The sequence below is a fragment of the Chelativorans sp. AA-79 genome, from assembly GCF_029457495.1.
Lineage (GTDB): Bacteria > Pseudomonadota > Alphaproteobacteria > Rhizobiales > Rhizobiaceae > Chelativorans.
On the sequence record NZ_CP120361.1, the window covers coordinates 2,074,267 to 2,087,733 of the forward strand.

The 13,467-nt window shown below is 64.9% G+C and carries 14 protein-coding genes; 7 read left to right on the forward strand and 7 right to left on the reverse strand.

The genetic code is table 11. The features are described 5' to 3' along the window. Window positions 1–34: 34 nt before the first annotated feature. The 3 genes from PVE73_RS10030 to PVE73_RS10040 all read right to left on the reverse strand — a co-directional run bounded on the left by PVE73_RS10030 (window position 35) and on the right by PVE73_RS10040 (window position 2,131). Entirely contained in the window at window positions 35–391 is a 357-nt protein-coding gene (locus PVE73_RS10030; RefSeq protein WP_277366799.1) for a YciI family protein, read from the reverse strand. A gap of 91 nt (window positions 392–482) precedes the next feature. Beyond that, window positions 483–1,748, reverse strand: coding sequence for an RNA polymerase sigma factor (locus PVE73_RS10035; protein WP_277366800.1), 1,266 nt, complete (start codon window positions 1,746–1,748; stop codon window positions 483–485). Then, a complete protein-coding gene (locus PVE73_RS10040; RefSeq protein ID WP_277366801.1) occupies window positions 1,745–2,131 on the reverse strand; it encodes a YciI family protein in 387 nt (128 codons plus the stop codon). The genes PVE73_RS10035 and PVE73_RS10040 overlap by 4 nt, the downstream gene beginning before the upstream one ends. A gap of 138 nt (window positions 2,132–2,269) precedes the next feature. Between PVE73_RS10040 and pyrC the strand changes: the two genes are divergently transcribed. The 4 genes from pyrC (at window position 2,270) to PVE73_RS10060 (ending at window position 5,508) form a co-directional block, all read left to right on the forward strand. Further along, a complete protein-coding gene (gene pyrC / locus PVE73_RS10045) occupies window positions 2,270–3,310 on the forward strand; it encodes a dihydroorotase (RefSeq protein ID WP_277366802.1) in 1,041 nt (346 codons plus the stop codon). A gap of 245 nt (window positions 3,311–3,555) precedes the next feature. Then, the gene (locus PVE73_RS10050; RefSeq protein WP_277366803.1) at window positions 3,556–4,260 is read left to right on the forward strand and encodes an orotate phosphoribosyltransferase; all 705 of its coding nucleotides are present in this window, start codon (window positions 3,556–3,558) and stop codon (window positions 4,258–4,260) included. Between the two features lie 60 nt (window positions 4,261–4,320). Beyond that, window positions 4,321–5,187: an NAD(P)-dependent oxidoreductase gene (locus PVE73_RS10055; protein ID WP_277366804.1), complete on the forward strand. Its 867-nt coding sequence runs from the start codon at window positions 4,321–4,323 to the stop codon at window positions 5,185–5,187. 96 nt (window positions 5,188–5,283) lie between these two features. Next, window positions 5,284–5,508, forward strand: a complete 225-nt coding sequence (locus tag PVE73_RS10060; protein ID WP_277366805.1) for a DUF378 domain-containing protein — start codon at window positions 5,284–5,286, stop codon at window positions 5,506–5,508. 48 nt (window positions 5,509–5,556) lie between these two features. On the opposite strand, the gene PVE73_RS10065 is transcribed toward PVE73_RS10060, so the two are convergent. The 3 genes from PVE73_RS10065 to hppD all read right to left on the reverse strand — a co-directional run bounded on the left by PVE73_RS10065 (window position 5,557) and on the right by hppD (window position 9,685). Next, on the reverse strand, window positions 5,557–6,501 hold the full coding sequence (locus PVE73_RS10065; RefSeq protein ID WP_277366806.1) for a metallophosphoesterase: 945 nt from the start codon (window positions 6,499–6,501) through the stop codon (window positions 5,557–5,559). Between the two features lie 107 nt (window positions 6,502–6,608). Continuing rightward, window positions 6,609–8,390, reverse strand: coding sequence for an SLC13 family permease (locus PVE73_RS10070; RefSeq protein WP_277367406.1), 1,782 nt, complete (start codon window positions 8,388–8,390; stop codon window positions 6,609–6,611). A gap of 188 nt (window positions 8,391–8,578) precedes the next feature. Next, window positions 8,579–9,685, reverse strand: coding sequence for a 4-hydroxyphenylpyruvate dioxygenase (gene hppD, locus PVE73_RS10075; protein ID WP_277366807.1), 1,107 nt, complete (start codon window positions 9,683–9,685; stop codon window positions 8,579–8,581). A gap of 120 nt (window positions 9,686–9,805) precedes the next feature. On the opposite strand from hppD, the gene PVE73_RS10080 reads away from it, so the two are divergent. Continuing rightward, a complete protein-coding gene (locus tag PVE73_RS10080; protein WP_277366808.1) occupies window positions 9,806–10,276 on the forward strand; it encodes an Lrp/AsnC family transcriptional regulator in 471 nt (156 codons plus the stop codon). A 23-nt stretch (window positions 10,277–10,299) separates the two neighbouring features. Here the strand turns inward: PVE73_RS10080 and PVE73_RS10085 are convergent, their stop codons facing one another. Continuing rightward, window positions 10,300–11,151 carry a MurR/RpiR family transcriptional regulator gene (locus PVE73_RS10085; protein WP_277366809.1) on the reverse strand — a complete coding sequence of 284 codons (852 nt, stop codon included), beginning with the start codon at window positions 11,149–11,151 and terminating at the stop codon, window positions 10,300–10,302. Between the two features lie 114 nt (window positions 11,152–11,265). On the opposite strand from PVE73_RS10085, the gene murA reads away from it, so the two are divergent. Both murA and PVE73_RS10095 read left to right on the forward strand, forming a co-directional pair. Further along, the gene (gene murA / locus PVE73_RS10090) at window positions 11,266–12,522 is read left to right on the forward strand and encodes a UDP-N-acetylglucosamine 1-carboxyvinyltransferase (protein WP_277367407.1); all 1,257 of its coding nucleotides are present in this window, start codon (window positions 11,266–11,268) and stop codon (window positions 12,520–12,522) included. Beyond that, window positions 12,519–13,421, forward strand: coding sequence for an N-acetylglucosamine kinase (locus PVE73_RS10095; protein ID WP_277366810.1), 903 nt, complete (start codon window positions 12,519–12,521; stop codon window positions 13,419–13,421). The genes murA and PVE73_RS10095 overlap by 4 nt, the downstream gene beginning before the upstream one ends. Window positions 13,422–13,467 lie beyond the last annotated feature (46 nt).

The following is a 13,467-nucleotide window of genomic DNA, read 5'->3' on the forward strand; positions in this document are numbered from 1 at the left end:
ACGCCAAAGCCGCGATCCGACAAAAACGAGATCGTCAGTGGTCGCCGGGTTTTCCCGCGGCCCGAACTTCGATGCGGCCATAGGCGCCGGGTGGTACCCTGGAGGCGAGCGCGATGGCCTCCTCCCGATCCCGCGCCTCGACCAAAAGGAAGCCCAGCAACTGCTCCTTGGACTCGGAAAAAGGCCCGTCCGTCGTGACTGTCTTTCCGCTGCGCGTGACGACATTGGTGGCGAGGGAGGGCGATTCCAATGCATGGGCGACAATCAGATGTCCCTGCCGTTCGAGCAGGTCGTCATAGTCGATGGAGTCCTGAACGAGCCGATCGAAATCCTCCTTGGGCAATGCCCGCAGCGCGGCTTCATCGGCATAGACCAGGCATATATAGCGCATATTCGCCTCCCTTCTCCTGGAACGATACGCCCCAAGGACGCCGGTCCATGGGCCCCGCCGACATTTTTCCCGATCCGGACGAGGAAAAATCTCAGGCGGATTTCGCCTTCGCCTTCCCCTCCGCGATCAGGCGGTCGATGTGCTGGCGGATGTGGGCGGCCTCCGCGGGGGTGCGTGCGAGGGAGATCGCCTTGTCGAAGGCGATGTGGGCCTCCCGGTCGCGGCCGAGCTCCATCAGAAGGGCGCCGCGCACGCCGTGGAAATAGAAATAGCCCGACAGCCGGTCCTTCAGCGGATCGACAAGCAGGAGGGCGGCTTCGGCTCCCTGCAGCTTGAAGACGGCGACGGCGCGGTTCAGCCGGACGATGGGGGAGGGCTGGAGGCGCTCCAGCATCTGGTAGAGAAGGTTGATCTCCTGCCAATCCGTGTCCTCCGGCTTCGCCGCGCGTGCGTGAAGCGCGGCGATCGCGGCCTGGACCTGATACGGGCCGGGCTTGCGGTGGCGCATCGCCTTGTCGACGAGCGCCAGGCCTTCCGTGATCTTGTCGCGGTTCCAGAGACCGCGGTCCTGGTCTTCGAGGAGAACGATATTGCCCTCGGCATCGAGACGGGCTGCCGTGCGGGCGTGCTGGAGGAGCATGAGGGCCAACAGACCCATGATCTCGGGCTCCGCCGGGAAGAGACGGAGGAGCAGGCGCGCGAGCCTGATCGCCTCCTCACAGAGCGGCTCGCGAACATGCACTTCGCCCCCGCTTGCCGAATAGCCCTCGTTGAAGATCAGGTAGATCATGGCCGCCACCGCCGCCAGCCGCTCCGCACGATCGACCGCGTCGGGTGCCGCGAAGGGCACGTCAGCCTCCGACACGCGGCGCTTGGCGCGGGTGATGCGCTGCTCCATCGCCTTTTCGTTGACGAGGAAGGCGTTGGCGATCTCGCGTACGGAAAGGCCAGAGACGATGCGCAGGGCGAGCGCCACCTGCTGGGTGGCGGGCAGGTCCGGATGGCAGCAGATGAACATCAACCGCAGGATGTCGTCACGGTAATGGGAATCGTCGAGCCTTTCGGCCATGTCCGCCTCGGCATCGCCGAGGTCGGAGATGAGCTCATCGGGGGGAAGCGCGGTGTTGCGGCTGTCGCGGCGCACGCTGTCCAGCGCCGCATTGCGGCCGACGAAGATGAGCCAGGCGGCGGGGTCGCGCGGCGGCCCCTTCACCGGCCAGGTCTTCATGGCGCGCAGGCAGGCTTCCTGAAAGGCTTCCTCGGCCCGGTCGAGATCGCGGAAATAGCGCAGGAGCGCGCCCATCGCCTGCGGGCGGGCGCCCGTCAATGCGGTCTCTATCCAGGCTAGGTCGGTCATGATGCTACTTTCACCTCCTCGGGGAGCACGCCTTTTTCAAAGATCTGGACGGGGCGGATCTCGAAGGTGCAGCTTTCGCCCTCCTTCATGCGCTTGGCGAAGTCGACCACCTCGTCCAGATTCTCGCAGTCGACGAGATAGAAGCCCAGCAACTGCTCCTTGGTCTCGGCGAAGGGACCGTCGAGCACCAGCTGCTCGTTGCCGGAGGCGCGCAGCGTGGTGGCGCCTGTCGTGGGCACGAGCCGAATGGCGGGGCCCATCTTGCCGCGCTCGATGAATTCCTTCTGGACGCGCTTGCGCTTGGCGAGGACGGCTTCGTCCTCGGCCTTGCTCCAGGACATCACCACATCCTCGTCGTGGTAGCAGAGAATGGCATAAAGCATGCGGGTTCACCTCGTTCGGTTGGAAGACGGCCGAGCATGCCTCAATCCGACAGAGGCGGCGAGGATTTTCGCAAAGACGTGGGGAGGGTGCTTTCTCCCTTGCGCGCGGTGTGAAACCGGCTATGTCTCGGCCTCGTCATGAAAACGCTCACCATCAGGCAGCCAGACGACTGGCATCTCCATCTGCGCGACGGGGCGGTGCTTGCGGCCGTGGCGCCGCATTCGGCCGGTCATTTTTCCCGCGCGATCATCATGCCGAACCTCGTGCCGCCGGTCGTCACGACCCGGGACGCGGCAGACTATCGCGAGCGCATTCTGGCGGCGCTGCCGCAGGGAAGCGGGTTCGAGCCGCTGATGACGCTTTACCTCACCGAATCGACGCAAGCCGATGATGTGGAATCAGGTTTCCGCAACGGGCTCGTGACGGCGGTGAAGCTCTATCCGGCGGGAGCGACCACCAATTCCCAGAGCGGCGTGCGCAATATCGAGACGGTCTATCCCGTGCTGGAGCGCATGGCGGCGATCGGCATGCCGCTCTGCGTGCATGGCGAGGTGACCGATCCGGCGATCGATATTTTCGACCGGGAGGCGGTGTTCATCGAACGGGTGCTCGCGCCGCTGCGCAAGCGGCTGCCGGAACTCCGTATCGTCATGGAACATGTGACCACGAAGGACGGTATCGATTTCGCGCGGTCGCAGGACGAGAATGTTGGTGCGACGATCACCACGCATCATCTCATCATCAACCGCAATGCGATTCTCGCCGGCGGCATCCGCCCGCATTATTACTGCCTGCCGGTGGCCAAGCGCGAGACGCACCGGCTGGCGCTGCGCGCCGCCGCGACGTCGGGCGAGGGGCGTTTCTTCCTCGGCACCGATTCGGCGCCGCATCTCGATCCGCTCAAGGAATGCGCCTGCGGCTGCGCCGGCATCTTCAACGCGCCGAATACAATGGCCTGCCTGGCGCATGTGTTCGAGGAGGAAGGCGCGCTCGACCGGCTGGAGGCTTTCACCTCGCTCAACGGCCCTGCCTTCTACCGCCTACCGCCCAACGAGAAGCGCATCACGCTGAGGCGGTATGACAAGCCGGTGGAGATGGAGCGGAAGGTGAGTGTGGGCGAGGAGGCCGTCACCGTCTTCGATCCGATGTTCCCCATCCAATGGAAAGTGGAGGATTAAACTTTTTAGGAGCGAAGAAGCCACAAGAATGGTGAGATCACCCCTCACTTGCGATTTCTAACACTTAGCTTCCGCTTCGCTCCAGCTAAGATGTTGAAATCGCTTTCTCTCCCACAAGGGGAGAGATAACGCGGCGTCGCCGTTGCGCCAATCACCGGCGCGGGTGATTGTTGGGACGGGGGCCGCAGCGCAAGTGAGGGGTATATTGACCTGTTGAAGACGGTCCGAAGGAACCAAGCCCGCCCATGTTCGCCAACAGTTTTCCCGACAAGACCCTGATCGCCGAGACGGCGGCCAAGATGCTGCTCGAGATCGAGGCGGTGCATATCCGCGCCGACCAGCCCTTCACCTTCACCTCAGGCATCAAGAGCCCGGTCTATATAGACTGCCGCAAGCTCATCTCGTATCCGCGCATCCGATCGGCGGTCATCGATTTCGGGGCCTCCGTGGTCCTGCGGCAGGCAGGCTTCGAGCAGTTCGATGCAGTGGCCGGCGGCGAGACGGCGGGCATCCCGTTTGCGGCGTGGCTTTCGGAGCGGCTCGGCCTGCCGATGCTCTATGTGCGCAAGAAGCCCAAGGGCTTCGGGCGCAATGCGCAGATCGAGGGCGACCTCGCCGAAGGCGCGCGCGTGCTCCTGGTGGAGGATCTCACCACCGACGGCGGCAGCAAGATCAAGTTCGCGGAGGCGATCCGCAACGCGGGCGCGACGGTGAGCGACACCTTCGCGGTGTTCTATTACGATATCTTCCCCGATACGCCGGACCGGCTTGCGGCCGCCGGCATGCGGCTTCACTATCTCACCACCTGGTGGGACATCCTGGCCGTCTGCCGCAAGGAGAACCGCTTCGGGGCGGAAGCGCTCGACCAGGCGGAAGCGTTTCTCAAGGAGCCGCTCAAGTGGTCGGCCGACCATGGGGGCATCTCCGCGTTGCCGCGCGCGGAGAGTTGACGTTCACGTAAGAGGCGGACTAGGTTCTTCCGGTCGCCTTTACGGCCTGGAGGAACGGACATGTCGCTTGCGGGCAAGACGCTATTCATCTCCGGCGGGAGCCGGGGCATCGGGCTTGCAATCGCGCTGAGAGCGGCGCGCGACGGCGCGAACGTCACCATCGCCGCCAAGACCGACACGCCGCATCCCAAGCTGCCGGGGACGATTCACACGGCGGCCGAACAGATCGAGGCGGCGGGCGGCAAGGCGCTCGCTGTGGTCTGCGACATCCGCGACGAGGCCAGCGTGGAGGCCGCGGTGGCGGCGACGGCGGAGGCCTTCGGCGGCATCGATATCTGCGTCAACAATGCCAGCGCCATCCAGCTCACGGGCACGCTCCAGACCGAGATGAAGCGCTTCGACCTGATGCATCAGGTGAACACGCGGGGCACCTTTCTCGTGTCGAAAACCTGCATCCCGCATCTGAGACAGGCCGAGAACCCGCATATCCTGAACCTCGCCCCGCCGCTCGACATGAACCCGAAATGGTTCAAGAAACACGTGGCCTACACGATGGCGAAGTTCGGAATGTCCATGTGCACGCTGGGCATGAGCGCGGAGTTCGCGGAGGAGGGGATCGCGGTCAATTCCCTATGGCCGCTGACGGCGATCGACACGGCCGCGGTGCGCAACCTCCTGGGCGGGGAGGCGGTGGCGGGCCTGAGCCGCTCGCCGGAGATCGTCGCCGATGCGGCCCATGAGATCGTGACCCGGCCGGCGCGCGATTGCACCGGCAACTTCTTCATCGACGAACTCGTGCTGCGGGAGGCGGGCGTGACCGACTTCGGCAAATATGCGCCCGGCCCGAATGCGGCACTCGCGGCCGACTTCTTCGTGCCGGACGAGGTCTTCGGGAAAACTCCGACGAAGGTCAGGCCCTTGTGGTAGACGCGCGATCTGCATTGTTCACATTCGTTACACTTGGGAACAATTTCGTTAGATCTGCGTTCGCATTGCTTGGGAGACCAAGTGGGAGTGCTCTCCATGCACGCACTGAACATCATTACGCTCATTCTCATCATCGTCGGCGGACTGAACTGGCTGCTCGTCGGCCTGTTCCAGTTCGACCTGGTGGCAGCGATCTTCGGCGGCCAGGAGGCGGTGGTCTCCAGGGTGATCTACATCCTGGTCGGCCTCTCCGCCGTCTGGCAGCTGATACCGCTGTTCAAGTCCTTCGGTGAGGATGAGGCGCTGGCTCAGCGCCACTGAGCGAAAGAATGCGCCGGCGGGCGGGGACGCCCGCCGGTCCCATGCGTGTCAGGCGTCGCGCGTGGCGCCGATCCTCAGGCTGCGGCTCGGTTCCCGGCCGAAGCCGCTGATCTCCAGCCTGTCTTCGTAGACCTCGAGGACCGCATAGGCATTGTGGGCGGGCGTCTCGACCATTCCCTGAAAATTGACGAAGTGGGTTCCAGCCACCTCGCCGTAGTTTCCGGCATGGTTGTGGCCGTTGAAGAAAGCCACCACGTGGTCATGGCCGGTCAGGAGCTCGACGATGCGCTCGGAGTCCCAGAGATTGTGCATGTTGTCCGGGTAGACCGGATAGTGGCTGAGCACGATCACCTTTTCGCCCGCGTTTTTCGCCTCTTCTATTGTCCGCCCGAGCCAGGCGAACTGTTCGTCGCTCAGCGAGCCGTTCCAGCTATGGGCATTCTCCGCGCCTGTTTCCTTGAGCTTCGCCAGGCGCTCTGCGGCGATCTCGAGGCGCGGATCGCCCGCAGGCGGCGCAAAGAGGCTCACATCATTGCCATCGATCACGATGAAGCGGTACCCGCCGCCGGAGAAGTCGTAATAGGCCCGGGGCATGCCGACGGTGCGGACCACGGAACGCAGATAGTCCTGGCCGACCTCATAGTCGTGGTTGCCGAGCACGAAGAAGTGGTCGTGCCGGAGCGTGTCGTAGATCGGCAGGATGTCGCCGAAGCTGTCCCAGTTCCGGTCGATGATATCGCCCAGCGTGGCGACGAACTGGAGGTCCTGACCATTGAAGGTGCCGATCGCCTCGCTCAGCTTCCAGAGGCTGTTCGCGTAGTAGCGCGATCCGCCCGGCTTGGGCGGGAAGGGGGCATATTGCGGGTCTGCGATGATCCCGAACCGGAAGGCGGGAGCGCCTTCCGCCTTCGCGGGTGACGCGGCGAAGCCGCCGAACGGGGTGAAAAGGCCAGCCGCCGCGGCGGCCTTGATGAGGGTGCGGCGCGTGGGCATCTCCGATTCTCCTCGTCAGAATGGGATGCCGGCTTCTACCGGCGAGCCGTGACATGCGGGTGACGCGCATGTGAAGCGCAGATGAAATCCGCCAAGGCGGCGGCGGATCAGTGCAGCGGCCAGACGATCATCAGTGTCGGCACGGCCACGAGGATCACGAGCAGGGAAAGGGGCAGGCCGAGGCGGGGGTAATCGGAGAACTGATAGCCGCCGGGACCCATCACCAGCGTGTTGCACTGGTGCCCGATCGGCGTGAGGAAATCGCAGCCCGCGCCGATGGCCACGGCCATCAGGAAGGCTTCCGGCTTGTAGCCGAGCGTGGTGGCGAAGCCGGCTGCGATGGGCGCCATGACGAGCACCGCGGCGGCATTGTTGAGGAAGGGCGTGACCGCCATGGCGGCCACCATGATGAGCGCCAGCGCGCCATAGCTCGGCAGGAGCGTACCGAGCTGGGCGAGGTAGGCGGCGATGACGTCGGTGGCGCCCGTGGTGCGCAACGATTCGCTGACGGGGATGAGCGTGGCCAGCATCACGAGAATCGGACCGTCCATTGCCGAATAGACGTTGCGCGCGGGGATGACCCGGAACAGAATCATCATGACGGCGGCGGCAAAGAAGGCGACGGTAACGGGGACAGCACCCATGGCCGTGGCCGCCATCGCCGCCGCGAGGATGATGATCGGCACCACGCCGCGCCGCACGCTGCCCAGGAGCAGGGGCCGCTCGGCAAGCGGCAGCAGGCCGAAATCACGCAGGAATTCCGGCAGGGATTTCTGGCTGCCCTGAAGCACGACCACGTCGCCCAGGCGCAGCGTGACGGTGCCCACGCGCTGGTTGAGCCGCTCGCCCTGGCGGCTCACCGCCAACAGGTTCACATTGAAGCGGTCGTGAAGCAGGAGGGCCTGCGCCGACCAGCCGATGAGGCTCGAATTCTCGCCCACCACGGCCTCGATGGCGGTGATTTCGAAGCCGGGCTCGCCGCCATCCGCCACCCCCCTGTCGCTGGACAGCCTGAGCTTCGCCTGGGCGACGAGGCGGTCGAGCGCCTCGTGCTCGCCTTCCATCAGCAGGATGTCGCCCTCGCGCAATGTCGCATCCGGCAAGGGTGCGATCCGCACGCCGTCGGCACGCAGCACATTCGTGATCGCGACGTCGCCCGCCGATATCTTCAGAAGATCCCCCAGGGTCCTGTTCATCACCGTGGAGTCCTTCGCCACCCGGGCCTCGGCCACGTAATTCTTGATGACGATGGCCTGCTGCAGGGAGGTGTCCTTGCGTTCGCGATGCGGCAGGAGCCAGTAGAAGAGGATGAGGAAGACGGAGCCCGCAAGGGTGAGCGTGAGGCCCACGGGCGTGAAATCGAACATGGTGAAGGGCTCACCCGTGAGGTCCCCGCGCAGGCGCGACACCAGGATGTTGGGCGAGGTGCCGATCTGCGTCATCAGCCCGCCCAGGAGCGAGGCGAAGGCCATGGGCATGAGGAAGGTGGAGGCGGAGACGCGGGAGCGGCGCGCGAACTGGAACGCCACCGGGATCATGATCGCCACGGCGCCGATATTCTTCACGAAGGCGGACATGAAGGCGACGGTGAGGACGAGCAGGGCCACCTGCGCACGCACCGTGGTGACCTTGGGCGCATAGCGATGAATCGTCAGTTCCAGGATGCCGCTGCGGGCGACGCCTGCGCTGACCAGAAGCGCGCTGCCGACGATGATGACGATATCGTCGCTGAAGCCCCTGAACGCCTGGTCCAAGGGGACGACCCCGACGGCCATAGCCGCGAGAAGGGCGAGCGCGCCGATGAGATCGTAACGGAACCGGCCCCAGACGAAGGCAGCCATGGCCAGGGCAATCACGGTGAAAGAGAGGATTTGCGGCAGGGTGAACATCAGGAGCTTCGTTGATGAGGCCATCAGCAACGTAGCATGTGCCATTTCGTTGCCGCACCGGCAAATGCGTTTCGAAAAAAATCACCACGCCGGCAATCGCGCCGCGATGCAGGCACGCAATCGCCCGGGGCGATCCGCCGCCCCGGGCGCTGGAGAAGGTGCAGGCGTGTTTTGGGTGGAGGACGCAGCTATCCGGCGGCTTTGAGCACGCCGCGCCGGATCTGGTCTTCCTCGATGGATTCGAAGAGTGCGCGGAAATTGCCTTCGCCGAAACCTTCGTCGCCCTTTCGCTGGATGAACTCGAAGAAGATGGGGCCGATCACGGTCTTGGAGAAGATCTGCAGCAGGATCTTCGTCATGCCGCCGTTCACCACGCCTTCGCCGTCGATCAGAATCCCGTGCTTCTTCATGCGCTCGATCGGCTCCTGGTGGCCGTTCACGCGATCGAACGATTTTTCGTAATAGATGTCCGGCGGGCCCGGCATGAATTTGAGCCCGTTGTCCGCCAGCCGGTCTGTGGCATCGTAGATCCCCTCGGTGCCGACCGCGATGTGCTGGATGCCTTCGCCCTTGTACTTCTTCAGGTATTCGACGATCTGGCTGGTCTCGTCCTTGGATTCGTTGAGGGGGATGCGGATCTTCCCGCAGGGCGAGGTGATGGCGCGGCTCACGAGGCCGGTGATGCGCCCGTCGATGTCGAAATAATGGATCTGCCTGAAGCCGAAGAGCTCGCGGTAGAAGGCCCACCACTTGTCCATATTGCCGCGATAGACGTTGTGGGTGAGGTGGTCGAGAAAGTAGAAGCCGACGCCCTCCGGCCTCGGATTGCGTTCACCGAGCCATTCGAACTCGGCATCGTAGGCCGAGCCTTTGGCGCCATATGTCCCGACGAAGTAGATGAGCGAGCCGCCGATGCCGACAATGGCGGGCACGTCGAGCGTCTTGTCGTCACCGCTGTAGGGCTCGGCGCCTTTGGACACCGCGTGGTCGAAGGCGTGTTTCGCATCCACGACGCGCCAGGCCATGGACGGTGCGCAAGGGCCGTGCTCCTCCAAGAAACGGGCGGCGTGAGAGCCCGGCTCGGCATTCACGATGTAATTGATGTCGCCCTGGCGCCAGACGGTGATGTCCTTGCTGCGGTGGCGTGCCACGGGCGTATACCCCATCCGGGCGAAGAGATCCGCCAGCTCGCCGGGTTCGGAATGCGCGAATTCCACGAATTCGAAGCCGTCGGTTCCCGCCGGGTTTTCCGGGCTTATGGTGGCGGGCGGCGCGTCATGCGGGAACGGTCCCATTCTGTTTCTCCCTGGTTCCTGGCTCGGAAGACATTATAGCCGGCGGGGCATACAGCGTGCTTGCGTTTGCCGGCGGAGAATGGCTTTCTGGCGCACGGTTTTTGCATAATGAGATGGAAAATGGCGGATATGGCGCAACTCGACGGGTATGATCGCAAGATGCTATCGCTGCTGCAGGAGGATGCGCGGCTCACCAACAACGATCTTTCCGAGCGCGTGAACCTTTCGGCGTCCCAATGCTCCAGGCGCCGGCAGAAGCTCGAGGAGGAGGGGATCATCAAAGGCTATCGGGCGATCCTGGACAGGGACAGGCTCGGTCTCTCGCTGGTCAACATCATCTCGGTGACGCTCGCCACGCACAACCGCGACAATGCGCGCCGGTTCGCGGAGCTTGTCTCGCGGCTGCCCGAAATCCAGGAGGCGTATGCGCTGACGGGCGAGATGGATTACATCCTGAAGGTCGTCACGCCTGATCTGAAGTCGCTATCGGATTTCGTGAACGAGGTCCTGCTGCCGCACGAATCGGTCCAGCATGTGAAGACCGCCATCGCGCTCCAGACGCTGAAGGAAAACAGCGCCCTGCCGATTTGAGCGGCTGCGGCAGCCCTGCGCGGTCACTCCGCCTTCAGGACGGACACCGCCGCTTCACTGTAGTGGATGTAGTCGTTGGCGTCGGGCTGGCGCTGCACCAGCAGGATGAAGAGGAGGTCCGTCAGGGTGAGCTGCGCGTCGCGGGCCGTGATGGAAGAGGAGCGGACGCGCTCTTCATCGGCCACCGTGTGGAGGCAGATGTCGGCGATGCGGCTCAAGGGATTGTCCTGCAGCCCCGTGACGGCGATCACGGTCGTGCCGCGTCGCCGCGCGAGCTCGGCGATGCGCAGGGTCTCGGTGCTCGTGCCCGAATGGGAGAGCGCGAACAGCACGTCCTCCGCGCCCAGCGCCGAGGCGTTCGCCATCTGCACATGGCTGTCGCTGTCGTGCAGCACGTTGCGGCCGAGCTTCGCAAGCTTGTAGGTGAAATCGCGGGCGACCAGTGAGGACGCGCCGACGCCCGCCAGATGGATGCGGCGCGCCTTGTCCAGCCGTTCCAGCACGCGGCCGATATCCCGCTCGTTGTTGGCCGCCACCGTCTGCTGCATGGACTGGAGCTTGGAGCCGACCAGTTTCTGCAGGATGGTCACGTAGCTGTCGCCGATCTCGATCGTGCCGTGGATCATGCCGGCGGGCACCTGCCATTCCTGGGCCTTGGCCTCGCTGACGGCGAGCTTCAGCGCCTGGTAGCTGCCATAGCCGAGCTTCTGGCTGAACTTCACGACGCTCGACTGGCTGCGGCCGGTCACGGCGGCAAGCGCAGTCGAAGAGAGACGCAGCATCTGGTCGGGATTGTCGAGGATGAACTGTCCGATCTGCCGATCGGCGGGCGTCATGTCGTCCAGCTTGGCGCTGATCTTTCTCAGAACGGACATGCGTTTCCCTTGCTTGATGGGCCGGCGGTGGAGGAATAGATTATTCCAATCCTTGTTGACAGTGAAGAATGAATGATCGACTTTCGGATCTTCACGAATATCGGGTTCCGGGCCATGGACAGATTGCGGATCGTCGGCGGACAAAGGCTCCAGGGCGCAGTGACGATCGCGGGGGCGAAGAACGCCGCGTTGCCGCAGATTGCGGCCGCGCTGCTCAGCCCCTATCCGCTGGCGATTGCGAACCTGCCCGCCGTGACCGACGTCGAGAACATGCTGGGCGTGGTGGAACTGCACGGCGCCAAGGTCGAGCGTTCGCCGCATGCCGCGACCATCGATGCCGGCGAGGCCGTTTCCAAGGAGACGTCCTATGACACGGTGCGGCGCATGCGGGCGACGCTGCTGGTGCTTGCGCCGCTGCTTGCCCGTTTCGGCCATGCGCGGGTCTCGATGCCAGGCGGCTGCGCGATCGGGGCCCGGCCCGTCGACATGCATGTGAAGGCGCTGGCGGCGCTCGGGGCCGATATCGCGATCGAGAGCGGGCACATCGTGGCGTCTGCTCCGCAGGGGCTGACCGGCACGCGCATCGTGCTCAGTTCGCCATCCGTCGGCGCGACCGAGACCGCGATGATGGCGGCGACATGTGCCAAGGGCGAGACGGAGATCCTAAACGCGGCGCGGGAGCCGGAGGTGGCGGACCTTGCCGCCTGTCTCAACGCGATGGGCGCGGAGATCGAGGGCGCGGGGACACACCGCATCCTCATCAATGGCGGCCGGAGCTGGCGCGCCGCGACCCACACCATCATCCCGGACCGGATCGAAGCCGGCACCTATGCTGTGGCGGCGGCCATCACCGGCGGGCAGCTCGAACTGATCGGCGCCCGGCTGGAGCACATGGCCTCCGTGGTGCAACTTCTGGAGGTGGCCGGCGTCAGCGTCTGGCCTGGCGACCGTGGGCTGATGGTGTCGCGGGACGGGCCGCTCAGGGCCGCGGACCTTACGACCGAGCCTTATCCGGGTTTCCCGACCGACCTGCAGGCGCAGTTCATGGCGCTGATGTGCTGCGCGGAGGGCGCCGCGCTCCTGCGGGAGACGGTGTTCGAGAACCGCTTCATGCATGTGCCCGAACTGATGCGGCTCGGCGCCAACATCACGCTGCAGGGCACGACCGCGCTGGTGCGCGGAGGTGCCTCACTGAAAGGGGCGCAGGTGATGGCGACGGATCTGCGGGCTTCCGTGTCGCTGGTGCTGGCGGGCCTCGTGTCGGAGGGCGAGACGATCGTCAACCGGGTCTACCACCTCGACCGCGGCTATGAGCAGCTGGACCGCAAGCTGCGCATGTGCGGGGCGGAGATCGAGCGGATCAGCGCATGAGCACCGGCCGAAAACCGCGCTACTTCCTCGGCGTCGACGGCGGCGGGACCGGTTGCCGGGCGCGCATCGAAGACGAGGCAGGCGCGGTGCTGGGACAGGGGCTTTCGGGACCGGCCACGACACGCCTCGGTATCGAGGAAGCGTGGGCGTCGGTCTCACGCGCCTTCGGCGCGGCGATCGAGGAGGCGGGGCTCGGACCCGCCGAGACCGGCCGGATCCATGCGGGGATCGGCCTTGCCGGGACCGGGCGGAAGAGTGCGCTGGAGGCGCTGCGCGCGATCGCCCACCCCTTTGCAAAAATGGATTTCGTCAGCGACGGCATGGCCGCCTGCCTCGGCGCACATTCGGGCGAGGACGGCGCTATCGTCATCGCAGGGACAGGCTCCATCGGCCTCGGCGTCGTCGACGGGCGGGAATTGAGGGTGGGCGGCTACGGTTTCCCGATCTCGGACGAGGGGAGCGGGGCGGATCTGGGGCTGAAAGCCGTGCAGCTTGCGCTGCGCGCCCATGACGGCCGCCACGAGAAGACGCCGCTGCTGGCGGAGGTCATGCAGCGGTTCCGGAACGACCCGATGGAAGCGGTGGCTTGGATGGACCGCGCCACGGCCACTGATTATGCGTCCCTTGCTCCCATGGTGCTGCGCCATGCGGACCAGGGCGATCCGGCAGGGCGGCGGATCGTGCAAGCTGCCGCCGAACAGATCGATACGCTGGTGCGCGTGCTCTTCGAGAAGGGGGCGCCGCGCTTGACCTTGCTGGGCGGCCTGGCAAGCCCGATCGAGCCCTGGCTCGCACCCGACGTGCGCCGGCGCTTGAAACCGGCCGACGGCGATGCCGTTTCTGGAGCGATCATCCTCGCGAGGAGATCTACGGCGCCTTCGAGCAGTTCCGCAGCCTGACTCCGGAGTACGGTCGGAAAGCGCAGATGGCGAGAAAATAGGAATA